At 41.6% G+C, this 23,688-nt stretch carries 20 protein-coding genes; 1 reads left to right on the forward strand and 19 read right to left on the reverse strand.

The window, feature by feature from the left end; all coding sequences use genetic code 11:
- The 12 genes from RMY63_RS07030 to RMY63_RS07085 all read right to left on the reverse strand — a co-directional run.
- The coding region (locus tag RMY63_RS07030) for a filamentous hemagglutinin N-terminal domain-containing protein (protein ID WP_322728016.1) at positions 1 to 1,545 on the reverse strand (1,545 nt) is incomplete at its 3' end.
- 51 nt (positions 1,546 to 1,596) lie between these two features.
- Positions 1,597 to 3,528 carry a ShlB/FhaC/HecB family hemolysin secretion/activation protein gene (locus RMY63_RS07035; protein ID WP_322728017.1) on the reverse strand — a complete coding sequence of 644 codons (1,932 nt, stop codon included), beginning with the start codon at positions 3,526 to 3,528 and terminating at the stop codon, positions 1,597 to 1,599.
- A gap of 839 nt (positions 3,529 to 4,367) precedes the next feature.
- Positions 4,368 to 5,540, reverse strand: coding sequence for a Fic family protein (locus RMY63_RS07040; RefSeq protein ID WP_322728018.1), 1,173 nt, complete (start codon positions 5,538 to 5,540; stop codon positions 4,368 to 4,370).
- Positions 5,541 to 5,598: 58 nt separating this feature from the next.
- A complete protein-coding gene (locus RMY63_RS07045; protein ID WP_322728019.1) occupies positions 5,599 to 6,921 on the reverse strand; it encodes a restriction endonuclease subunit S in 1,323 nt (440 codons plus the stop codon).
- Between the two features lie 85 nt (positions 6,922 to 7,006).
- Positions 7,007 to 7,231: a DUF2281 domain-containing protein gene (locus RMY63_RS07050; protein WP_322728020.1), complete on the reverse strand. Its 225-nt coding sequence runs from the start codon at positions 7,229 to 7,231 to the stop codon at positions 7,007 to 7,009.
- A gap of 16 nt (positions 7,232 to 7,247) precedes the next feature.
- A complete protein-coding gene (locus RMY63_RS07055; RefSeq protein WP_322728021.1) occupies positions 7,248 to 9,074 on the reverse strand; it encodes an N-6 DNA methylase in 1,827 nt (608 codons plus the stop codon).
- A 13-nt stretch (positions 9,075 to 9,087) separates the two neighbouring features.
- Positions 9,088 to 10,146, reverse strand: coding sequence for a PIN domain-containing protein (locus RMY63_RS07060; protein ID WP_322728022.1), 1,059 nt, complete (start codon positions 10,144 to 10,146; stop codon positions 9,088 to 9,090).
- A 28-nt stretch (positions 10,147 to 10,174) separates the two neighbouring features.
- The gene (gene hsdR / locus RMY63_RS07065; protein WP_322728023.1) at positions 10,175 to 12,565 is read right to left on the reverse strand and encodes an EcoAI/FtnUII family type I restriction enzme subunit R; all 2,391 of its coding nucleotides are present in this window, start codon (positions 12,563 to 12,565) and stop codon (positions 10,175 to 10,177) included.
- 22 nt (positions 12,566 to 12,587) lie between these two features.
- Positions 12,588 to 12,716: a hypothetical protein gene (locus RMY63_RS07070; RefSeq protein ID WP_322728024.1), complete on the reverse strand. Its 129-nt coding sequence runs from the start codon at positions 12,714 to 12,716 to the stop codon at positions 12,588 to 12,590.
- A 5-nt stretch (positions 12,717 to 12,721) separates the two neighbouring features.
- A complete protein-coding gene (mutL, locus tag RMY63_RS07075) occupies positions 12,722 to 14,497 on the reverse strand; it encodes a DNA mismatch repair endonuclease MutL (protein WP_322728025.1) in 1,776 nt (591 codons plus the stop codon).
- Between the two features lie 197 nt (positions 14,498 to 14,694).
- Positions 14,695 to 14,970, reverse strand: a complete 276-nt coding sequence (locus RMY63_RS07080; protein WP_322728026.1) for a hypothetical protein — start codon at positions 14,968 to 14,970, stop codon at positions 14,695 to 14,697.
- Between the two features lie 572 nt (positions 14,971 to 15,542).
- On the reverse strand, positions 15,543 to 16,592 hold the full coding sequence (locus RMY63_RS07085; RefSeq protein ID WP_322728027.1) for an adenosine deaminase: 1,050 nt from the start codon (positions 16,590 to 16,592) through the stop codon (positions 15,543 to 15,545).
- A 386-nt stretch (positions 16,593 to 16,978) separates the two neighbouring features.
- Here RMY63_RS07085 and RMY63_RS07090 point away from each other — a divergent pair, with 386 nt between their 5' ends.
- Positions 16,979 to 17,188 carry a hypothetical protein gene (locus RMY63_RS07090; RefSeq protein WP_094352741.1) on the forward strand — a complete coding sequence of 70 codons (210 nt, stop codon included), beginning with the start codon at positions 16,979 to 16,981 and terminating at the stop codon, positions 17,186 to 17,188.
- Positions 17,189 to 17,556: 368 nt separating this feature from the next.
- Here RMY63_RS07090 and RMY63_RS07095 read toward each other — a convergent pair whose 3' ends face one another.
- From RMY63_RS07095 to RMY63_RS07125, 7 genes are all read right to left on the reverse strand, one after another.
- Positions 17,557 to 17,868, reverse strand: a complete 312-nt coding sequence (locus tag RMY63_RS07095) for a threonine dehydratase (RefSeq protein ID WP_322728028.1) — start codon at positions 17,866 to 17,868, stop codon at positions 17,557 to 17,559.
- A gap of 446 nt (positions 17,869 to 18,314) precedes the next feature.
- A complete protein-coding gene (locus tag RMY63_RS07100) occupies positions 18,315 to 19,193 on the reverse strand; it encodes a phosphodiester glycosidase family protein (protein WP_322728029.1) in 879 nt (292 codons plus the stop codon).
- A 200-nt stretch (positions 19,194 to 19,393) separates the two neighbouring features.
- Entirely contained in the window at positions 19,394 to 20,113 is a 720-nt protein-coding gene (locus RMY63_RS07105; protein ID WP_322728030.1) for an ABC transporter ATP-binding protein, read from the reverse strand.
- Positions 20,114 to 20,141: 28 nt separating this feature from the next.
- Complete coding sequence (locus RMY63_RS07110; protein WP_416212491.1) at positions 20,142 to 21,356, reverse strand: ABC transporter permease; 1,215 nt, start codon at positions 21,354 to 21,356, stop codon at positions 20,142 to 20,144.
- Between the two features lie 186 nt (positions 21,357 to 21,542).
- The gene (locus RMY63_RS07115) at positions 21,543 to 21,695 is read right to left on the reverse strand and encodes a hypothetical protein (protein ID WP_322728032.1); all 153 of its coding nucleotides are present in this window, start codon (positions 21,693 to 21,695) and stop codon (positions 21,543 to 21,545) included.
- 39 nt (positions 21,696 to 21,734) lie between these two features.
- Positions 21,735 to 23,264 (reverse strand): efflux RND transporter periplasmic adaptor subunit, encoded by a 1,530-nt coding sequence (locus RMY63_RS07120; RefSeq protein ID WP_322728033.1) that lies wholly within the window; start codon positions 23,262 to 23,264, stop codon positions 21,735 to 21,737.
- A gap of 69 nt (positions 23,265 to 23,333) precedes the next feature.
- Positions 23,334 to 23,684 carry a hypothetical protein gene (locus RMY63_RS07125; protein WP_322728034.1) on the reverse strand — a complete coding sequence of 117 codons (351 nt, stop codon included), beginning with the start codon at positions 23,682 to 23,684 and terminating at the stop codon, positions 23,334 to 23,336.
- Between the last annotated feature and the right edge of the window lie 4 nt (positions 23,685 to 23,688).

The following is a 23,688-nucleotide window of genomic DNA, read 5'->3' on the forward strand; positions in this document are numbered from 1 at the left end:
CAATACCTGATCGCGGGCAGTAATGCTGATTTTCCCTGCATCTCCTTCTCCTGAAGTACTTGCACTGAGTTGAGCGCCGTTAGTAATGGCAAGACTACCTGTGTTAATCTCAATCCCATCTGATTTACCTACAGCGCCCTGTTCCACTTGGCTGAATACTTGACTCAGGTTGTTATAAATAGATTCGCCATCTAGCAATACCTGATCGCGGGCATTAATGCTGATTTTGCCTGCATCTCCTTCTCCTGAAGTACTGGCACTGAGTTGAGCACCGTTAGTGATGGCGACATTACCTGCATTAATCTCAATTCCGCCTGAATTACCTACAGCATCTTTTTCGACTTGGCTGAATAGTGAGCTACGCGGATCGCTGACAGATTGGCCGTCAATAGCTACTTGATCGCTAGCTGTAATTCTAATCGTGCCTGCATTTCCTATGCCTTTGGTACTAGTACTGAGTTGAGCGCCATCACTCACCTCAAGAGAACCAGCCTGAATCTTAATGTCACCAGAGTTAGCTTGCCCCCCAGTCTCAACTTGATTCAATGCTCCACTGCTAGCCCCACTAAAAACTACCCGATCGCTGGCATTAATTTCAATATTTCCTGCCTGAGTTCCAGAGGAACTAAAACGTGGGTCTATTCCAGCTAATAACCGACCTCCTTCTATAAGATTTACGTTACGACCGTTAATCGCAATACTACCGCTACCCCCACCTTGAACATTCACAACTGCTTGTTTAGACAGGGATATATCAGCTCGTTCAACATCATTGGGAAAACTTAGAGAAGCTACTCTTGGTATTCCTTGGGACTCCTGAATATTTAGACCAACTGTTCCCGCACCAGTCAATCCTCCTAACTCAATCCGACCTCCAGCTACCTGCAAGCTCCCACCATCAAGGATGACATTTCCACCTACTAGTGCCAAAGTGTTTGTTGGCGGTAAGTAAAGAACAGCAGATGATTGATTGACAATGTTCGCTGAATTCTCTCTCAAGCGCAATCCTACAGGAATATTCACTGTTAGCAGTGACGCTGCTTGCGGGTTTGTGGCGCTAAACTCCAACCCATTATCAAACACTAGACTATCGGCAGTAGAAGCTACAAATGAACCCCCCATGTTTAAAAGCGCATTGGGCCCAAAGACAATTCCTTTAGGATTAATCAAAAACAGGTTAGCAGGGCCCAAAACCCCCAGAGTTCCTAGAATATTTGAGGCATTACTCCCTGTCACCCTAGTCAAAATATTCGTAATTCCTCCTGGATTTGTAAAATAGGCTTTTGCTCCTTCACTAACGTTAAATTCCTGGAAACTGTGGAATAAATTACTTCCTTGAATTGCTCCCCCATTAATCCGGTCAATATCACTGCCTTCAAGTTTGTCTTGTACTACAACTGAACTTTTATCGCCTAGAGTCGCATCAGGTGTAATTTGTGCTTTTGCCGGACAGGAAGCAATATAAGACAACAAAGCCAACACAAAATTCACCCCTATAGATAGAAGTAAAGTGTTGAAGAGGAGCGATCGCTTAACATATTGCATAACTTTTGACTCCTAAATCTTTGCTAATCAGAGATTTTTTGACAAAATTTTTTAGAAAGGATTCGCAACTATTGAGAAATAAATACCGTCTTCTTGCAAAGTCTTGCCTGTGTCTTGAATATCTGTTAATGGAATCCCATAATCAAGACGAGCGTTGAGGCGATCGCCCATTTGCCACTGTAAACCCAATCCCAACCCTACCAAGGTATTAGTCAAGGTATTAGTATTTTGGTCTGAATTCTCGGAACTATTCCAACCCACACCAAAATCAATAAACGGCACTACTTGCAAAACTCCTTTGACCTTTTCTACCCGCAGTACTGGTAATTGCACTTCTGCTGATGCTAAAAAGCCGTTATCTGTCAAGAGAATATCCTGTCGATAACCCCGAACACTACGCAGACCGCCCAGCCCAAACTGCTCTAAAGGCACAAGGGCACGGGTTGACAATTGCAGGTCAGAACGGATCACCAGTAAAGTTTGTGGTGCTAAAAGTCGCACGTATTGTCCTTGTCCCCGCCAAGAAAAAAACCGACTATCAGGAGGGTCATTGTTGACGGTAGCATTGAAGATATCTAAACCAAGGTTAAATTGAGAGCGCAGGGCTAAGGCTTGTTGAGAATCACGCTGCTGATATTCTTGGAAAAACTGTAAGACTGAGACGCGGGTCTCTCCCTCAGGGTTAGCACCTGCTGACACCAGGGGAAAACCTTGCACTTCAGATTTGCTTTCTTGTCGTAACACGGATAGACCCACAGCAAATTCTCTGTTGGGAGATAAGATTAAAGGTTGGCGGAAGCCTAACTCGAAGTAATTGGAATTACCAATGATATCTATGCGGTCAAAGGGTGGTTCGACAATTTCAATACTTGTCAATCCACCTCTGAGGGTAATTGTGCCATTACGAGGATTAACAGGTATGTTGTAGCGCAAGTCAAAGGCGTTGCTACCATCAGTATTGATATATTCCAGATTCAAGGCATCCCCAAAACCAAATAAATTTCCTTCGTTAATGCGGACACCGCGTCGTAAGCTGCCAACACTAGGCGCACGACCATTATCTATAAAAAATTCTGTATTAAAGGAGTCGGCTTCTACTACCTTGACTGTCAGTAAACTTAATTCTGGACGCGACCCAGCAGACAATTCGGCTGATATATTCTGAATTAGAGGGTCAAGTTGCAATAGTTGCAAAGCTGACAGCAAGCGCTTTTGATTTAGGGGTCTAGCGGTGGCAATGGCTAATCTGCTGCGGATGTAGTTCGAGTTCAATTGTCGTGTACCCGTCACCGCAATTTCTTCTAGTCCTCCTTCAATAATCTGGACTTTGACGACAGATCCCCGTTGAGATAAGGTTTGACCAGCCGGAATCACAGCACCACAATTGATATACCCCGCATCGGTATAAAGTTTGGTGACAGTAGCTTCAACTTGTAGTAATTCTACAAAGGTTAGTGATCGCTTGGTAAATTGGGCAGTAATTTTAGTTAACTTTTCGTCGCTAAAGGCCGTATTCCCATCAAACTCGAATTTGCTAACGATGATACTTTGAGGAAGGTCTAAGCGTTCTTCAGAGGAGGGAAATTTTTTAAGAGGAAGTTCAAGGGCAGGTTCTGGTCGTGGCTGTGGGATTGGGATTGGCTGTTTTGGCGGTTCCGAGTCGAGAACCTGAGACAAAATTGGGTCTAATGTTGGTTGCTTCAACTTTGATAAGCCTGTTGTGAATACTGGCATCTGACGAAATTGGTGCTGGCTTGTCAACAGACGAGTTCCTGACAAAGCTAAGTTTTCAATTTCTTCAACGGACTGTCTCTGGCTCTTAAGGTTGAAATTTAAACTTGAACTACTAACATTTTCCGCAGGATGAGCTAAGACATCAGCCAAGGCACTACCCTGGTAAAAAGCAAGTAACACTCCTAAAATTCTGGTAAATTTTAAAGCTAGTATTAAATTCCAGAAACATGTAGAGCATATTTTAATCATTTTTATGAAAAAGATGACTATTTTTAAATCATTGTGCGACCATCATAGTGAGACAAGTAAAGAACTCTAATTCACAGCAATTACTTACCTCTTTAACTACTACAGAAAATAGTTTTATCAATAAACTTTAAAACGTGGTAGACCACGTAAAAAATTTCAGGTATTTGCTGCTGATAAAGGTTACGATTCACTCATCAAAACGTGCTGCCCTACGTAACGTCAGCGGGGTCTTCGACCCCAAATATCAAAACAGGTATGGAAAACCAAGAAAAATAGAGGTAGAGCTATTAAAATCGCCGTTTCAAGATTTCAATAGCAACGTTGTTTTGCTTGGTATCAATGCAGATATCGTCGTCTAACCATTGATCAGGAACGACAAAAAGTATATTTTGATGCATTCATTAACCTTGCTACTATTTATATCTGGATTAAAAAAATCTTATTAGTGGGATACACTCATAAACCTACAAAGGTACAGAAATGGATTTCAGAAAATCTTACCATTTCAGCTAGATATTTGATAGCTTTTTTTATGCTCTGTACAAATAAAAAAAGCTTCTATTTCGTCGAAAATTCCTGGCTAATTCAAAAAATCTCTATAGGACTTACGCAAAACATAACGAAAGTAGCGGTAATTCATGAATTACCGCTACGCAATAATCAGGTTTTCAGGCACATCTTGCGTAAGTCCTGAAAGTATGTAATTCCAGTTCTAACGACAATGTACTATCCAGCTAGCAAAACCCAGTGTTGACATGGCTTTACAGAGATTGCAACTCAAGTATAATTCTAATCTTGAAAATTATACTTTTAGGCTAAAAAGTATAAATTAAGTAAATTTACTCGCCAATTATTTGTAAAACTTTTGGCGCAATAAATATTTTTCCGTAAGAGCCTTCACTAGCCTGTACCAAGATACCTGCTTTGACCAGCTTTTCAACGTTCTGTTGTGCAGAGCGATAGCTAACATCCATAATTGCCTGGGCTTGAGGAATTGTGAGAATAGGAGAGTCAAACAAGCTATCTGCAAGACGCAGCAATAGGGCTGTAGCACGGGTTTGAGTTAACTCTTGTCTCCACTGCAACTGCAAATATTGTAACCTTTTTGACCGAACCAAGGCATCTTTAGATTGTTCTGTTACCCCTTGTAAAAAAAATATTAGCCAGTCCCGCCAAGCACCACGCTGACTGATACTGAGCATTAAATCATAATATTTTTGTCTATGATGTTCAAAAAAGGCACTGAGATAAAGTAAAGGTAGGGGTAATAAGTTCCAATGCAAAAGTAGTAGTGAGACTAGTAATCGCCCAATACGTCCATTGCCATCAATGAAGGGGTGAATAGCTTCAAATTGATAATGAATTAAACCTATCCGAATAAGTGGTGGATAGCCGCAGTCACTATTAAGATATTTTTCTAATTCATGAAGACATTCTTCCATTTCTGGCACAGGTGGAGGAATAAATCGAGCATCGTTGATAGTTAACCCTTGCACTACAATCCAGTTTTGAAAACGACGGAATTCTCCAGGAGCGGCTTTTTCTCCACGCACACCATCTACTAAACGCTCATGGAGTTCACACATAAAACGTAAGCAGATAGGCAGAGTTGTAAGTCTTTCTAAGCCATATTCTAAAGTACGCACATAATTAAAAACTTCTTTAACATCAGATTCTGGCAAAGAAGGATTTATACCTGGAAGTGTTAATTGTCCGGTTTCATAAGCGTAGAGGTTAGTAATATCTGCTTGGGTTCCCTCAATACGCGAAGACAGCACTGCCTCCCGGCGAATAAATGGACGGATGAGAAGATTAGGATTGGGCATAGTACGCCCTAATCCTGCAAGTTCACCCAAGGCTCGGTCAGCATCAGAAAGTGTACGCCAAATTTCTGTATCGAGTTCTAGTACTGGTGGTAAAGGATTAGGAACAAAAGCAAAACAAGGATTTTCTCCTTGTATAATTTGCACCAATCGACCTGTTGGGCTATTTTGAAAGTCTTCTGGCTTCATACCTTATTGTTATTTTCTATGCCAACTATTTATTACAAAAATTTTGCCTTGCTTCTCTTCAAAGTTCCCCTTTAAATGCTTTGTCTAGGATGGAAAGTAAAAGTGCATCAAGTTCTTTCATTGCTTGTTCTCTTAGGCGTTTCATTGTGTCTATTTTGAACTTGAGATTATCAAACCAGAGTTGTTTCTCAAATGGAGGAATAGGAACCTGTATATTTTCTAGACCTTTTAGTCCAAGAGTTCTATTTCTGCCTGCACCTCCTGGTGATGCCTTTCCTAAATCCTCTAAACCTTTTTCAGTCAAGAAGTGAAAGCACAAAAATGAAGAAGTTGCAATTCCTGATTGGGGAATACAGGTTAAGAAACGATGAGAACCAAAGTATCCATGATCTTCAGGCTGTGCAACAGCTACAGCACCTTCCCAAGCAAATACAATTTGAAATAACAAATCATTGACTTCAATTCTAAAAATTTTCTTTGTACCAACTTCTGCTCCGCTTAATACTGGTTTATGAAATGTTCCTTTTCCAAAAGACCTTATACCTAATTCAGGGTAGTTTTTTGATAATTCTATTTCTACAGTTCTACGTTGCAGAGGTGCTACAAATTTCATAGGTAAGTATTCAGCACCTTCAATTAGTTTATGATATGCACTAAGCAGGACTCCATGAAAATCTTGAATGATTTCATTTCTTACCGATCGCACTTCCTCAACCTTCCCCACCAGTTCTTCAACCAACACCACAATCCGCCGTTGTTCATTTAGGGGTGGTGGGAGTTCTGGCAGTTCTTCAAAACTACCGTCTTGTCGTTTTCTGACAACCGCCAAAAACTTGCTGATAGCTGACTGAATCTTACTATCAACCATTGGCACTAAAATATTTATCAGTTTTTGACCATTGACGTTAGGCTGTGCGGAGCCTTCCTTTTCATCTAAAATCTGTCTCCAGTAAGCATCTGATTGAAAAAATGAATAAAGATACTCAGGCTCTACCAGTGGTTTTGGGCGGATTCGTATCAAGTAGGAAGCAAAAACAGCGTATGGAGCTTGTTTAACAAGATGTGTTTTTCCAGTTGTTGCACCCGTTCTGGCAAACAAAATGTCATTAGGGTAAATTAGATACTTTTCTGGCTCATCACATTTGCAATAGGGTACAGTATCCCAATTGATTCCTCCATCTTTTAAATCAGTAATACGAACGAATTTTGCTCCTACTTCTTCAATTGACGCACTAGCGGTAAAACCGTATTGTGGATTTTCAGCAAGTTCAGAAAGTGCTAAAAATGGGTAATCTAATTGATTTAAAGTATTAAATATAATAGTTGAAGCAGCCCGAAGTATTAATTCTGCCGGAGTCTGCTTAAATGTCAGTTTTAACATAAAGTTTTTAATGCGGCTTCTGACAATCTCTGCAAGTCAAAAACGTACCAAATTAAAGTGTGTGTCTCTGCAACTACCGATGTCATTAAACGATATCCCTTGCAAAATTACCCCACATTTCTTGACGCGCTTGAGCAATATCTTCTTCAGTAATATCTACTGTTAAATCAGCACATAACCCTCTAACAGTCCGTAAAGGAGTCTCAGAAGTCGTTTTTTGAGACAAAAATTCCGCAAAATCTAATAGTTGCTGCTGTTTGTCAATAGGTAACTGACGTAATCTTTCTAACACTGCTTCCTCGATATTCATCTAATTTTCTCCTAATTTAACTTCCCAAAAGTGCTTGAATCTCCGCCATAATTTCAGCTACACGCCTATCTTTATCTAAGATATCAGCCACTAACTGTTCAGGCGGTAAATGCTCAAAATCCTGCTGCCTATTTGGGTTTTTTCGGTCAAGATTATAAATTGCCCAGTAAATAGCATCCCCTTTAGCCTTCTCATCTTTAGCAATCTCGCGCTGACTTTGCTCCTCAGTTTGAGCCTGTTTCACCTCATCCTTGACTACCTGAATCTGATTTTTAATCTGTGCAATTTCTTTCGGTGGTGAAAAGTCCAAAATTGAATTTTGTAAACTTTGGATTTTTTCAATTAATTTCTTAACTTTTTTTACAAGTTGATTAGCCGTTTCCTCTGCTTTCTTAGCAGCATTCCAATGAGGCGTTGCTTCTTTTATCGCCTGCTTATAAGCTTCCCGAAAGTTATATTTATAAGCCTGTCCATTCTCTTCTCGGTTTTTCCACCATGCCACACATTCAGCAAAATCTTCATCCTGTATCGGCTTAGTTTTGGTGTAAGTTTTCCGTCCTTCTGGCAATGGTAACTCATAGTACCAAATCTCATCCGTTTGTCCAGAACGGTCAAAAAACAACAAATTTGTAGGAATGCCAGTATAAGGTGCAAATACCCCATTAGGTAAACGGACAATGGTATGCAGATTAAAATCCTTAAGTAAATCTTCCTTCAGCTTGGCGCAAGTATTATCCCCAAATAGCACCCCATTGGGAAATACAACTGCGGCGCGTCCTGTTTGTAGGGACAATTCATGAATTGTCCCTACACGGGGTCTTTGTCTGAGACGACGCATAATCAACTGAAGGAATAACAACGCCGTTTCTTTAGTTTGTCTATCTGGGGGAAAGTTATTTTTAATTCTGTCTTCTTCCTCACCCCCAAATGGCGGATTTGTGAGAATTACATCTACCCAATCTTTTTCACCCATCTCCGCAAGGGTAAACCGCAGACTATTACCATCATCAATATCGGGATATTCAAACCCATGTAACAGCAAACTCATGTGTGCTAACATCAAAGGCAAGGATTTTGCCTCACCGCCAATAATGCTTTTTTGTAATATCTGCCAATCTTGGGCGCTACAATTCTTTTTCAGGTATTCATACGCCTCAACCAAAAAACCACCAGTTCCGCAAGCAGGGTCAAAAATGGTTTCCCCCAGTTTCGGTTCCATCACCTGCACGATAAACCGCACTACGGGACGGGGGGTGTAAAACTCTCCCGAATCTCCCGCCGCGTCGCGCATTTCCTTCAGCATCGACTCATAAAGGGTGCTGAGGAGATTCACCTCTTCTGATTTATCAAAGTGAATATCATTTACCTTACTCAGGACATCCCACAGCAAAGTCCCGCTAATCATGCGGTTAGTGACATCTTTGAAAACTTTGGCGATGACATCAGCGCGATCGCGTCCGGTTTTGCTTTTGAGATGACGCAAATAGGCGAGTAATCCTGCTCCTTTAGTGCCATCTGGTAAAATTGCCTCATCGTTGTTGATGAAACTTTTCAGGCGATCGCCCGTAAAATTTTCATTAGCAGCCCAATCTCGCCAGCGATAAGGCGGTTGAATAGTTGGTTTATAGGAAATTCCCTCTAATTCTGCTTCCACTTCATGCAGTTTTTCGGAATCATCCAAAAGTTTCAAAAACATAATCCAAGTCAGCTGCGGGAGACGATCTAATTCTCCATTCAATCCCTTGTCCGTTCGCATGATGTCACGCGCTGACTTAATCACGCTTCCCAGTTTTTGAGCGGTAGTGACGGGTTTATCGTTTTGTTTAGCAGTGCGTTTCGCCATTCTTATACTTGATTTAATTATTTGAAAGTGGTTCTCTGAACATATATTTGGCTTGATTATCACCTCCAAGGGTTGCACTCATATATACAATTCCTCTTTTACCTAATTCTCCACTCGGTTCTAACCAGGTCATTCTTTCAAAATCCATTTTCACATCTGAGATGCTATTACTGTTAAATTCATATAAACAATCTCCACCGACTCTCAAGAGAGCATTTTTCCTTTCGTTATCATCAGTATTGTGGACATCTGACAAATAATAATTGATTTCAAAACTAAGGGCTAGTTTTCCTATCATTTCTGTGATGAATGCAGAAATTGTGGATAGTTCGCTTGCTAAACTGACTATTTCAAAACCTATTTCTGCAACTACCTGTCTTTGCAAATTTGGATTAATTACACTATCTATTGCTAAGATAATACTTTGATAATCTAGTGGTGGTAAACTATGTTGAAGCTGTTTAAGACATGATTTAATATCTTGATATATATGAACAAAGCTACCTAAATTTTGACAGTCGTTTAAGAGATTTTCTGCTAAGTAACCACTATCTGCTCTTCTATTTTTATAAAAAGCATTATCTTGTGTAATAAAGTGAACAGTGTAGTCATTAACAAGAGTCAGAATAGCTTCCCAAATCACAGAATCTTTGAACTGTTGATTTTTTTCTCCATTTGGTTGTGAACATTCATTAATACGTTTAACTGCTGCTTTAGCCTGTTCAAATGAGAACGGAATTTTTATAATCAAGTGGTCAAGTTCAATAAATCGTTCTCTTGCAACTGATTCGAGTTGATTTTCATTAGGTAACTCATAAGTAGACCTTGAACCCAGAATTATTTCAATTTTTTTGAAGTTGCTGTTAATTTTTTGAATAGCTTCTCGCCCTACTCGTATTGTATGCTTGATAACTTCATCTTCAATTAACTCTGGCAAACCTATATATCCGTTACTACGCTTCAAAATATAAAGTAATGCTGCGCCAAGTGGAGTCTTTAAAAAAAGATTAGAATCAGATATCCATGTATTAGTGTCAATGACGACACAAATAGGTTTAGACTCTTGTTGCATCTGTGAGAATGTTGAGGTTTATTTTTTATTAAGCTGAATACAGGAGACTTTGCAATTGATTCACTGCTTCCTTAAGTTGCTGAACTCCACCAAACCGTTGAGCAATTTCAGCCACATTGCCATATTTTTTAAATTCCCGGTTAGCCTTAAACGCCGTCCGAATATTAAACTCCTCAACTCCTTTTTCTGCATACTTGTCCAAAACTATCTCTAAAATTGCCCTAGCATCTTCCCCATATTGCTCAAAAAAGTCAGCATTGCGACGACGTAACCTTTCAGCCCGTTGCTTGCAAGTCAGCACCGGAGCATCAAAGGCAATATGACATAGTAAATCAAAAGGGTCAGCTTCGGGAAGCTTAGTAACTTGTTTTAACTCATCAAAATCAATCCCCCGATCTGCCAATAACTCAATAATCTCTGAACGCTGCTCTGGATCTGCCCAGCGTTGCTGTATTTCTATGGTAGAACGATAGAGAATCCTAACTTGCTCTCTGGTGTAGTCAATTAGTTGAGACAAGCGCAGTTGATTGTCTGGATTTAAATCATAAATTCTCTCTTCAATAATTTCTTCGCTTCCCCCGTCAGCGTAATATTTCCGAGGTGGTGCGTCATCATCATCTGGGATTCCCCAAAATCCAGACTTTTCATCCTCTTCCAAGTCCTCTGTTTCCTCTTCTAACTCTGCTGACTCCAACTCCTCCTCATGTTCAGAGAGTATTTTCCCCCGATCATCTATTTCTGATTCATTAATAAGGGCGGGTTCGCCATCAAAATCTCTATCTTCAAACAACACTGTGCTATTGGTATAGTCGAGTATATTAAACGAGCGCTTATCCCGTTCTTCTCGTACACGAGTTCCCCGTCCAATAATCTGCTTAAAGTCTGTCATTGAACGAATAACACGAGCAAGCACAACATTTTTACAGGTGGGAATATCTACGCCAGTTGTTAGCAATTTAGCTGTAACAGCGATAATGTGAGTTTCATCTAAGACATCTTTAAATTTATAGAGATGTCCCTTACCCACATCACCAGCATCAGAAGTAATGCGAGTTATGTAGTCAGGATTTGTTCTGGTGATATCGCTGTTGAGGTTGCGTAATTCCTTGATCATTGCCTTAACGTGTTCCTCATCGACACAGAAGACAATGGTTTTGGCATAGCGATCGCTACTTCTCAAAAAATCAGTAATGTGTTGTGCGATCGCCTTTGTCCGCGCTTCTCTGACCAATTTTCGCTCAAAGTCTGGTGTCAGATAAACTTCATTAGGAATTGTTCTTCCATAGCGGTCAATTTGTCCAGCATTTGGTCGCCATCCTTCGCGATCGGAACGGGTGGTAATCCGATAAACTCGATAGGGAGCTAAGAAACCATCGTCAATCCCTTGTTTGAGAGAATATGTATAAAGGGGATTGCCAAAGTAGCGATAGGTATCAATATTATCATCCCGTAGCGGTGTTGCTGTCAGTCCTAACTGATACGCAGGTTCAAAATGTTCTAGAATTTGTCGCCAGTTACTTTCATCCCTGGCGCTACCTCGGTGACACTCATCAACAATAATCAAGTCAAAATAATCAGAACTATATTCTCTGTAAAGTCCAAAGCTATATTGTGTATCACCAATTGCTTGATAAATAGCAAAGTAGAGGTCACGTCCTTTTTTCGCTTCCCCCTGAATTTTGTAAATTTTCTCTTGATTAAAGGCAGAAAAATCCTTATTCATCGGGTCATCTACCAGCACGTTCCGATCTGCCAAAAACAGGATTCTAGGAGAACGAGATTCTCCAGAAGTATTCCACTCCAGACTTGACAGTTTCCAAGCTATTTGGAAAGCAACAGTAGTTTTACCTGTTCCCGTTGCCATTGTCAGCAGTAGGCGCTTTTGACTTTTGAAAATTGCCGCTAGTGCAGCATTAATCGCATTTCGTTGATAGTAACGCAGTGGTTTATCTGGAATTGGATAAAACGGAGTTAACAGTTTTTCTGCTATGTCTGTTCTAATTTGCTTCTTCGCTTCCCCAGTTAATCGTCGCCAAAGTTCATCAGGACTGGGAAACGATTCCATCACATCAGACTGCTTACCCGTGATGAAATCAAACTCTACAATTCCTTGTCCGTTAGTGGAGTAAGCAAACTTTACCCCTAGAAGGTTGGCATAGTCTATTGCCTGTTCCAGTCCCTCATCTGGTGTTTTATGTTTTCGCTTGGCTTCCACCACGGCTAAGGGAAATTCTCCGTTATATAGCAGCAAATAGTCTGTAAACTTCCGTTTCCCACGGGGTTGGCGCTTATTTTTCGGGCGAATCTTGCCATCAGTAAAGTAATACTGCTCATAATAAGCATGGGATTCTGTTTCCCATCCTGCATCCTTTAACTTTGGCTCAACATATTTACGGCAAGTATTCGCTTCATTGCTCATTTCTGATTTTTTTGACTTTCATTTACTCGTCCAATTTAACCGCTAACCTCCGATAAATCTCGTCCAACCACACGGCAATTACAAGCTTACCTGCATCTAAAGATGCGATCGCCTTTTTTCTGTCAAACTCCACAATGTCATGTCTTGCCAAAAACATCAAATTCCATGACTTTTACCAATTACCCAATTACGCCGGAAAAACCGAGCTAAAGCTGATTCTTCTAGGGATAGATAAATTGGGCGTCCGTGAGGACAGGTGCGGGGGTTGCGAGTGCGTTGCCAATTATCTAAAAGTGTCTGCATTTCTTGTTGATTCATCGGTGTACCGTTACGAATGGCACTGCGACAGGCGACAGCTACTTGGGCTGTTTGTAAATCACCTCCCCAACTAAGTTCTAAAATTGCTTCTGCACAGTCGTCTCGCTGCTGCAAGGGGGCGGGGATATTACGGACTGCCCAAAGTTGTTCGCCAAAGGGTTCTATTTCTAAACCAATGCGTTGCAGTTGCGATACCTGCGCTGGTGATAATTGATAAAGAATTATTGGTGGTTCGACGGATACATGTTGCCAATCATCGCATAATTGCTCATATAAAACTCGCTCATGGGCAATGTGCTGTTCTACTAACCACATACCACCTGAATGTTCCGCCACAATATAAGTGTTACTAACTTGAGCGACAGCTTTTAAGGAGTTAGGAGTTGGGAGTGAGGAGTTAGAATTTTTGTGATTTTCGTTGGGATTTTGAGGATTGAAATTGTAACCGCCTTTGGCTTCTGCGGCTTTGAGTAATTTACTAACTCGTGTCGTGTGAACAGCTTCTTTGAGATTGTTAGAAGAGATGCTGAGTGCTTGGTTAATTGCTTGGGTAATTTGCTCTTGCCAATAAATGATTTCGTTGAGGTAAATTTCTGTTTTTGCTGGATTGCGATTCCAGTTAATTTGATCTGGGGAAATGGCTAGATGTAAGAAACAAATTGGATAGCGATCGCGTGGTAATGTTCTGTGAAATGCTGATAATATCGTTTGCTCTAGTTCCGGTGTCTTCACCATCCTGCCGTTAATGGCTACACGTACCCAATCTGGACGATGACGATGACAGCGATCGGGTAATCCTACCACTAAATTTAGTGCTGAGTGCTGAGTGGAGAGTGGGGAAGGTGGGGCCCCCTCTGGGGATAAGGGGGAGTGGGAAGTGGGGAGTGGGGAGTTAGGAGTTCTGTCTACTGAGTTTAGTGGGTTGGGTATTTCGAGTTTTATTTCTTGCAAGTCACCTTGTCGTACTTGCGGTAAAATCTGCGGTAGCAACTGCCTAGTTGTAGTAGCAGGACAGATGGTAAACCATTGACGGTCATTTTGCCAAATCTGCCAGGTGACGTGCGGATGACAAAGGGCGATTTGTTGAATTGTGGCTTGCACAGCTTTCATTTGCTGTGCTGTTGTGGGTAATCCCTGACGACGAGATGAGCAATTACCGAAAAGATGGGAAACTGTAACCACTGTACCAGGTGCGATCGCAGTTACTTCAACTTGTACAACTTTGCCGTCATCGCCATAAACTATCCGCCATCCTAATTTTCCGCCCAGAGGACGACTCAAAATTTCCAACTCTGCCAGAGTCGTTAAACTGTGCAACGCCTCACCACGAAACCCCAAACTGTTAATTTCCCACAAATCGGCACTAGAGCGAATTTTACTAGTGCTGTGGGCTGTGGCTGCTTGTTGCAAATCATCTAGGTTCATTCCACAACCATTGTCTGCCACACGAATTCGCCATTGCTGCGGCCACAGAGAAACCACAATTCGCGTTGCACCTGCGTCTAGGGAATTTTCTACCAATTCCCGCACCACAGAGGCTAAAGAGTCGATTACCTCTCCAGCTGTAATGAGATATACAACTTCTGTTGGTAGAGCTTGAATAGTAGATGCCATAAATTATAGTTTATAGCTTCTGGGTGCAACGGAACTGGTGGGAATGAGGAAGCGAATTAACCAGAAATTTTGATTAATTGTAAAGAAAAGTAGGGGCACAGCAATGCTGTGCCCCTACGACATATGTAGTTCAAATAGATGAAAACTGCTGTAAATTCAAATTTTTGGGTGGTTGTAGGCTGATGGAGTTAACTGACTCAGTATAATTCATAGATTGCTGTACCTATTCCAACTCCACCCCAATAACTAGATACTATAGCTGCGGTTAGCCCGACCCAACCCACAGGATTAGAGACGATGAAAGTGCCTAGCGCAACTGCCGCAATACCAGCACCAAGCGATTCTCCAGGAGTTAGGCTCAAACCACCTAATATTTTATCCATCTCCTCAGATCCGATCACCTCCAAATCTGAGATAGAAAGCTGTAAGTCAGTACCAGCCAGATGTAAATCGGAAATCTTGATTGTAGCCATTTAAGAAATTTACCAAAAGTATTGTTTGAGTTTAGATTATGCCGTGAATTGCTTAATCTTAATTAAGAGCTTAAATTATTTAATTTTAAATTTCAACATTCTATTAATTTAAAAAGTGACAAAACTAGTACACTTTTGTCAATATATCTATATTTATGGTGACAGTGACGAACAATCAACCAGGCTGCACAAATTCTGAGAGGAGAAGGGTTTGTTAAGGTAGCAGAAATCAAAGGTGGTCTTGCAGCTAGGATTTCAGTCGGTGGTGCCACAGAAGGTGTTGGCGCATAAACCTAACCCAGATATATCAATCAAAGTCTATTTATTCCATAATTGCTGGTTTCTTGTATTGCACATTAGACTATAGCAAAAATCTGAATCAGCGAAAAGGAAACTACAGATAAACACCGATGAATTCTCTGCGTGCATCTGTGGTTTAATCCCTAAAACATTGACTTTTGCAAAATATCTACTGTGCATTACAGCTTTCTCTACACCATCAAAAAAACTCACTTATTACAACATTAATTAACATTAAATTATCTTACTTTCTGCCTACCTCTAGGTGGTTGTTAATTACTATCCCTTGTTGCCAAAACTTTAGGGGGTTCAGGTTTCAGTAAACCGTTCAACAGGGATGCGGGACGTTGAGTGTAAGGCCAAGCAAAAGCATGACGGAAAGCCGCATCTTGACAAGCTTGTAGTTGTTCAAAACTAATAATGTTGTAAGTCAAGAGATTCTCATACTCAAACGGTAGACGCACATTGTGCAATCCAGCATTATCAGTACAGATAGCGATATCAACCCCAGCATCAAGACAACGGTCAAAAACTAATTTGAGTTGACGTATATCCTGCAAAGTACCAGTTTTTAGATAAGTTGTCGGACAAACCTCCAAACATTGTCCGCGTCTAGCCACATCATTAAGTAGTTCTGGATACAGTAGAGGAATTTGAATGCCGTGACCAATTCGCATCAAATATGGTAACAGTTCTGGGTAACAACCAGCAGTCGTTTCATATAGATGTCCGGTGGTGTTAACGCCCAGCGATCGCGCATAATCATATAAGCTAATCCATTCTTCTAAGCGATCGGCGTAATAACTATCACCTCCTGCTACATCTACTGCACAGACATACTGTTGATTTTGCGCCGCCAAATCAACAATCGCCTTGTTCACCTCATAAGGTAGGCGCGTGTGCATACAGAGAATTTGGCTAGTAACAATCGGATATTCTGGCTGATGGCTGGCAAGTCCTACTACTCGCACAATTTCTGCCATCTTGTCAATTCTTTCAGATTGACTCAGATGCTCAGGTGTCCGCAAATAAGGAGTGTAGCGCAGTTCCAAATAAGCCAAATTTTCAAATATGTAAGCACCCCGCACCAAGCGATAGATAAAGTAAGGCAAAGTCTCTACAGTTTGCACGCTTTCTACCAAGGTATGTAATTCTAGATACTCGTCTAGGGTGTTACGTGGGCGGGTATAAAAATCTTCAAATTCTGAATAGTCAACAAAGCGGGAAATTAACTCCGTAGAATGTCGCTCGAAATATCGCCATAAAACTCTTGGTACGACGGAGCCGCCTAGATGTCTATGTAATTCAGCATATAAAGCCATAGTGGGATTTTTAGGTATAAATTTCAATGATTCTAACAAAAACATCGAGAGAAAAATCTGTCATCAAAAAAATTTAACTCCAAATAAGTTGGAGTAGAGGTTTCCCTACATCTGGATTTCAACAAATACTCTGACCGAGAAACTGCACGAACGATTTGGTGGCTTGGAATTAGATAGGGTTGAGAGCAACAGATAAATTTCTGCCTCTTACCTCCTGCACTAGTATTTGCAGCATGAATAAACTTGACATTACCAAGATTGAATTGATAGCATTCATACTCTTAATTTTTGTGATACAATAAAAGAACATTGCTATTGTTAAGCGAGTAAGATATAGTAATATATTTTTCCTTTAACAAAGCAAATTCCTGCAAGGTTGGTATTAATTGAAAATTCAAGCGTTGGAAGTCAAGGCTGGCGATCGGATTATTGCTTACTGCAATAATAAGATGCAAACCTGCAAGGTAAAACGCATTTTAGATCCAGGTCAAGCTAATATCACACTATCAGTATTCACCTCCGAGAATTATCGCGGTTGCTCAGTTTCATCTATAGTCCGCTTCCAAAGCAACGCCTTAGTTGATTTGGTAAGTTAAAAACCAAGTAAATATTCAAGCTCAAAAATATTTCTAGCTATTGTCCAGCCTCAAACTGGACAAAATTTTTGTTAAAGGTGCGATCGCCTGCGGTAAATGCTCGTCTACGCACAGACAAATTCGTTAATTGTAGCTAGATGATTTTTCTGAAAATGCAAAGCGCCATTTAGTTATTGATAAACTGTTCCAGATATAATTTGCATATCTAAATTTAATTAAAATATTCTGGGGTGGACAACGTTCGGCTGACTTGTACTGAGCGTTATTGAAGTAGCGCTGATGATAAAGTCTTGCCCACCCTAATTATGCAAGTTAAAGCTGGAACAGCTTATTGCTAAATTTACCTTCCACTTTATGTATGGCTTTTTTCAGTTCTTTTTCACATCACGAGCCATGTTGAGGTAGTAGTCGTCAAGTTTGGCATTAGAACGACGGCGGTTAGTGGCAGGAATTTTAGCAGTGTTATCCCGATTCATTTCAATTGGCTGTTTAGCTGAAGCTTGCTTTACGCCTTGCACCCGATCAGATTCCAAGAAATAACCAGACTCACTGAATCCGAAAAGCTTGGCAAAAAAACCAAATAAATTTCCGAAAAAATTAGAAATACTTTGGAATAAAACACCAAACAAGCCTTCAAAACGAAGGAACAAGTTCCGAATAATTTGGGTTAGACGAAGCATAACAGCACCTTCAATGATTGCCTATCTATTATCATTGTGACTCAATTCGGATTCAGGAATTGTTGATATGGCAAAAATCTACCAGTAGGTAGGTATAGCTTAAACCAATTCGCAATTCGCAATGACGCTCGCGGACTCGCTAACGCAATTCGCAATTCGCAATTCGCTTTTTCCGTGTTGTAACGGGGATAAAGACAAGCAGCCCAACACTTGCAGCTTGATAGAAGCCGGGGATTTAAACCCCTACACTTTGTTAACTACTATAGGACTATGATTTGATTGCGTGAAAAAACTCGCCCTCAACTCGAAAAGCCTTCAGCCCTATTCCCTACTCCCTACTCCCTACTCCCCAGCTACGTAGATAATTTCAGAAATCAAATATGATTCCTATACTTAAGTTTGATATGGCAATTGCGATCGCTCTGTCCGATCAATTCCCACAGCCCCTACTTTTCCTGAACCAGCAAAACCGACTTCACAGGACGCTTGATAGAATTTCCCTCCAAATCAACCTTCCCGTAAAAGGTTTTCCCATTGTAATAAAGCGAAGACGAACTCCCCCCATCCAGATTCATCGCTTTATCGGCACCAAGAGTTTTCATCAAATCAGCTAATGCTGGCAAAGATATTCCAGAGTTCGCGGGAGCCAAGGGTTTTTGAGCCACCATAACTAAAATAACGCTGCCATCACGGGTGATACCTACGGCAGTTCTGGCATTGGGTTGGTTGCTGCCAAGCGCATCTCGTTTATTGGCATTGTCTACAAAGCCCTCTTTTTCTAAGGTGAGTTCTGGTAATAGGCGTGGGCCAGCACCTATAGCATCAACTAACTGACAACCTGCTGGTGGTGACTGAGTGTGTAGAGCAATGGAATAGCGGCTAGTTTGTCCGCATAAGTAGCGACGGAATTCTGTGCGATTGAATATTTGACCCAAATAAGATTTTAAGTTGGGATTGTTTACCAGCCGCTCGTTTTCCTTGGGGTTAGCTATCAACTTCCCTTGTATGACAACATAAGATGTAGTTTTTTGGTTGGCTGGGTCAAAAAAGCCTGCATTCAAAATAGCCACGGCTTGATGCTTTTGGGCAAATTCCTCTACAGTGGCTACCTTCTGTGATAGTGCAGGAGTCACCAAAAATTTGCTATTAGCTGGAATCAATAGGATGTGAGCGATGCTTTGGGGCAAAGTGCGATCAAAGTAGCGGATAGTTTTTGGTGGTGAAGCCGCAATAGTGGGTATTGACGGTGTTGAAAAACGCAAATTAAACCACAACACCATTGCCAAACTAATTAATATCAAAGCCAGTAGTTTGATTTTTCTCACTTTTAAACTCACTTGCGGGTAACGATCTGTGGGAATATGCTTAATACTTAAAATATCGCAACCGTCGAGCTGAGTATTTAGATAATTTGGTGGAATGTGGTGAATTGCTCGCAAATTAACAGGCGATACCTTTCCTTCTCTACGGGACGCTCCCCGAACTGAACGCTACGCCAAAGGGCTGGTAAACTACCCGATTTTCATCAGGTTTTGCTATGCACATTATCCAGTCTAGTTTGTAACTTTTTTGTTACCCCTTCAGCTAAACCATCTTTAACATGAATAATCCGGTTAGTTTGCTCGGCTACATCTGGTTCATGGGTAACAATGACAATCGTGATGCCTTGACTGTTTAACTCAGTCAACAAATCCATCACTTCCTGAGAGGTTTCACTGTCTAACGCTCCAGTGGGTTCGTCTGCTAGAACAAGTGCAGGGCGATTAACGAGGGCGCGGGCGATGGCTACTCGCTGTTGCTGTCCACCAGACATCTGGCTAGGACGGTTTAACATTCGCTCTGCCAAGCCAACACGAGTTAAAGCTGACTCTGCGCGTTTTCTACGTTCCGATTTGGGAACACCTGCATAGACCATTGGCAGCATCACGTTTTCTAAAGCGGAAGAACGAGCCAGCAAATTAAACTGCTGAAACACAAAACCGATCCGGCGATTGCGGATATATGCCAACTGATCATCAGTTAGCGTAGTCAGGTTCCTACCTTCTAAAACATAATCTCCAGATGTGGGGCGATCGAGGCAACCGATGATGTTCATCAGCGTAGACTTCCCCGAACCAGACATCCCCATAATTGAAACGTATTCGCCTTCCTCAATAGACAAGTCAATACCTTTGAGTATCGGAACCTCGACTTCCCCAAGACGGTATGTTTTCTGAATTTCTTCCATCCAAATCATCGTTGCCATATTAGTAATTCTCTACTTCAAGAATGTTTTAATCACTTCTGAGCGCCGTAATTGGGTCAAGTCTGGCAGCATTACGAGCGGGAATTACGCCAGCCAGTAACCCAATCACAAACGTTAAACCAAAGCCGAACAGTATTGACCAAAGCGAAATCACGAAGGGAAATTTAAACAAATTTGAGGCGGCAAAGGCGATCGCAATTCCCAGTCCAATACCAATTACCCCTCCAATTACTGCAATCACAACTGCCTCGGCTAAAAACTGGCTCAAAATCGCAGTACTAGTCGCTCCAATCGCTTTGTGAATCCCGATTTCCCGTGTTCGTTCCACCACTGACACAAGCATGATATTGGCAATACCAATACCGCCAACAATTAAAGAAATTACCGCAACCGCCACTATCATTACGGTAAAAAGCTTAGATGTACTAGTTAGCGTGTTGATGATATCAGCCGAATTTACAGTCCGAAAATCATCTTTATCTCCTTTCTCTGGATAAATGCCATGTCTTACCCGCAAGAGATTCGTAGTTTGATATTGAGCAGCGTCTAGCTGTTCCTGGCTTTTGACTTTGACATAAATTCCTCGAATGGCAATTCCCTTAACAGCATTATTTCCTACTAGCCGAGCAGACATATTGGTAAGCGGGATATAAATTTGTTCATCCGGGTTTTGGGGCCCTTGCGCTCCCTTTGTCTCCATAACGCCAATCACATCATAGGTTTGTCCAGAGATGCGGATTTGTGCGCCTTCTGCAATACTTCCTGACCCCAGCAGTTCATCTCGTGCAGTGGGGCCTAAAACCGCCAGAGGTTTTGCCGCCTTGACTTCCTCCTCAGTAAAAAACCTACCTGTTTGAGGACGGGTGTTGCGTACATCTGGATAATTGACATCAGTTCCAATAATCGTCATCGAGTCGTTGTTTTCGCCATAGACGACTTGGGCAGACTGTTGCAAAATAGCCGACACTCGGTCAACCTCTAAAACCTCTTGCGCGATCGCCTCAGCATCTTCTAAAGTCAATGTTGTAGCACTCCCAGCGCCCTGTTGCACCGTGCCACTTCTAGATGCACCCGCTTGCACTTGCAAAATGTCGGTTCCGAGTGATTGTAATTGTTGCTCAGTTGCTTTTTGAGTGCCTTGACCAATGGCGGTGACAGCAATCACTGCCATAATGCCAATGATAATACCCAGCATTGTGAGCGCAGTGCGGAGTTTATTACTCCACAATGTCTCGAACGCCATTGTCAAAATTTCAACGGCTGATACCGAAGAACTGCGGATTAAAGTAGATGCCTGTTTAACCAGTGGTTTGCGATTGCGTGATTTGATCATTATTAAACTTTGTTTGTGACACTAAATCTAAGTACAGCATTTTATTAATTCGTAGCTAATTAAACTTGGTCATACCCTGCAATGCCATTTATCGGCTTACATTGTTAATGTATCGGCTTGCATTGTGAATGCGTTGGCTTGCTTTGTTAATGTATCGGCTTGTTTTGTTAATGCATCAGCTTGCTTTGTTAATGTATCGGCTTGCTTTGTTAATGTATCGGCTTGCTTTGTTAATGCATCAGCTTGCATTGTTAATGTGTTCTCCTGTATTAAACTACGCAAACTATACTATGGGCCACCAGGAGGAAGTCCACCCATACCGCCAGGAGAACTAGCCTTGTTAGTATTACTATTTTTATTAGAATTCGATGGCGCACTCACCAAAATATTTTCATTTCCTTGTAAACCGGATTGTACAACGGTTTTGTTATTTACCGTAGCTCCAGTTTTAATTGGCACAAATCGAGTGCTACCATTTTCTGTAAGCACCTGTACTCCAGTACCATTACTCTGACGAGCGATCGCCACTGTTGGTACAACAAGCACATTATTTAATTCGCCTGCATCGAATTTCGCATCAACATTCATGCTTGGAAGCAGGAGAGTTTCAGGGTCAGTTAGATCCACTCTGACTTTAACGCTGGTAACGTTGGATGCTACAGTTGCTTGAGCCGCAACCTGGGCAACCTTTCCCGTAAAGGTTCTGTCAGGATACGCATCGGCTGTAATGCTTACTGATTGCCCTACCTTAATTTTGCTAATATCGGTTTCGGCAACATTTGCCACAACCTGATAAGTTGATGCCAGCGACAGAATCGAAGAAGAGGTTGATCCTGAAACCGAACTCCCAGATGTTGTCGGTGTAACGAAATCACCTGGATCGGCATACTTGGAAGTCACAATACCACTAAATGGGGCACGTATTGCTGTGTCTTGAATTTGTGTTTGAATCGTTTTTAGGCTGCCCTGTTGCTGAGTCACTTGAGCGCGTGCGGCGTCAATATCTTCCTGGCGGTTTCCTGCTTTGAGTAGTGCTAAAGCTTGTTGTTTTTCCTCAACTGCTGCCTTTAGTTGCTCGATATCTTCTTTGCGTGACCCAGCTTTTTGCAATGCCAGCGCTTGCTGGGTTTCATTTACGGAAGCTTTCGCGCTATCCTTGTCGGCGCGTTTTTGGTTTAAAGTCTGAAGAGAAATAGCACCAGCATTGTATAATTGCTGATTGCGGCTCAAATCATCTTCGGCTTTTGTTAAACTTGCTTGAGCACTTTTTAAACGTGCATCAGCCTGAGCAATATCTTGAGAGCGATTACCTGCTTCTGCTTTTTCTAAAGTCGCTTGGGCTTGTTCTAATTGCGCCTGTGAAGCAGCAATATCTTGAGGACGATTACCAGCGATCGCCTTTTGCAAATTCGCTTGAGCAGAAGCCAGAGAACCCTGTGCTTGAATTAATTGCCCTTGCAGATTTGAGTCATCCATGTATGCCAGGATTTGCCCCGCTTTCACAGAGTCACCTTCATCCACCAGCAATTTCTTTAGCTGTCCAGAACTTTTGGGACTAACGTTAGTCGATTGTTTAGCTTCAACAGTACCGTTGGCTGAGATGGTAATTGGTAAGGTTTCTCGCTCAACTAGGACTGTCTGCATTTTGCTTCTGGCTTCTTGAGTGGAGGAAATCACCGTCTGACGGTAAACAAGGTATCCACCACCTGTGAGTGAACTGAGTATCAATAACCCGATCAGCCATTTCGTCAGTTTGTCTTTTATCAAGCCTTCTTTAAAAGGTTTGAGTGTAATTTGTTGGGGAGAATTAAGTGTCATACGCTATAAATGCACCTTGGTTGTAAATCAATAATTGAGTCTTTGCGTTCAACTCCTACCAGCAATTGATTAATTGCTCAGAGGACGTGCCGGAATCCCCAACGCTTCCCGCAATTTCTCTTCGGTAACACCAAGTTTTGTAGCTGCTGCTTTCAGGTCGGGACGGCGACGCTCTCCATCTGGTGGATTGGTTGGATTAGTAGGTACTCCCAAAGCTTCTTTTAACTTGGCTTCGGTAACACCAAGTTTTTGAGCCGCAGCTGTAAAATCTATCTGACGGTGCGATCGCCTTCCTTGCGGTAGTTGCTCACGCGCTTGAGGAGGGTTTTGGGCGGTCAGATTCGGGTTACTGCCTGCTTGACTACAGGCTGCAAGCGTGAGGGAAATGGCTGCCAAAGCTAGAAATTGACGAATAATCATGACA

The sequence above is a fragment of the Nostoc sp. ChiQUE01b genome (genome assembly GCF_034531255.1).
Taxonomy (GTDB): Bacteria; Cyanobacteriota; Cyanobacteriia; order Cyanobacteriales; family Nostocaceae; genus Nostoc.

Bases quoted from the DNA above. Each gene is read 5' to 3' on its own strand.
- RMY63_RS07035 (WP_322728017.1), bottom strand. From the start codon at position 3,528: ATGATTAAAATATGCTCTACATGTTTCTGGAATTTAATACTAGCTTTA.
- RMY63_RS07040 (WP_322728018.1), bottom strand. From the start codon at position 5,540: ATGAAGCCAGAAGACTTTCAAAATAGCCCAACAGGTCGATTGGTGCAA.
- RMY63_RS07045 (WP_322728019.1), bottom strand. From the start codon at position 6,921: ATGTTAAAACTGACATTTAAGCAGACTCCGGCAGAATTAATACTTCGG.
- RMY63_RS07050 (WP_322728020.1), bottom strand. From the start codon at position 7,231: ATGAATATCGAGGAAGCAGTGTTAGAAAGATTACGTCAGTTACCTATT.
- RMY63_RS07055 (WP_322728021.1), bottom strand. From the start codon at position 9,074: ATGGCGAAACGCACTGCTAAACAAAACGATAAACCCGTCACTACCGCT.
- RMY63_RS07060 (WP_322728022.1), bottom strand. From the start codon at position 10,146: ATGCAACAAGAGTCTAAACCTATTTGTGTCGTCATTGACACTAATACA.
- hsdR (WP_322728023.1), bottom strand. From the start codon at position 12,565: ATGAGCAATGAAGCGAATACTTGCCGTAAATATGTTGAGCCAAAGTTA.
- mutL (WP_322728025.1), bottom strand. From the start codon at position 14,497: ATGGCATCTACTATTCAAGCTCTACCAACAGAAGTTGTATATCTCATT.
- RMY63_RS07080 (WP_322728026.1), bottom strand. From the start codon at position 14,970: ATGGCTACAATCAAGATTTCCGATTTACATCTGGCTGGTACTGACTTA.
- RMY63_RS07085 (WP_322728027.1), bottom strand. From the start codon at position 16,592: ATGGCTTTATATGCTGAATTACATAGACATCTAGGCGGCTCCGTCGTA.
- RMY63_RS07095 (WP_322728028.1), bottom strand. From the start codon at position 17,868: ATGCTTCGTCTAACCCAAATTATTCGGAACTTGTTCCTTCGTTTTGAA.
- RMY63_RS07105 (WP_322728030.1), bottom strand. From the start codon at position 20,113: ATGGCAACGATGATTTGGATGGAAGAAATTCAGAAAACATACCGTCTT.
- RMY63_RS07110 (WP_416212491.1), bottom strand. From the start codon at position 21,356: ATGGCGTTCGAGACATTGTGGAGTAATAAACTCCGCACTGCGCTCACA.
- RMY63_RS07115 (WP_322728032.1), bottom strand. From the start codon at position 21,695: ATGCAAGCTGATGCATTAACAAAGCAAGCCGATACATTAACAAAGCAA.
- RMY63_RS07120 (WP_322728033.1), bottom strand. From the start codon at position 23,264: ATGACACTTAATTCTCCCCAACAAATTACACTCAAACCTTTTAAAGAA.
- RMY63_RS07125 (WP_322728034.1), bottom strand. From the start codon at position 23,684: ATGATTATTCGTCAATTTCTAGCTTTGGCAGCCATTTCCCTCACGCTT.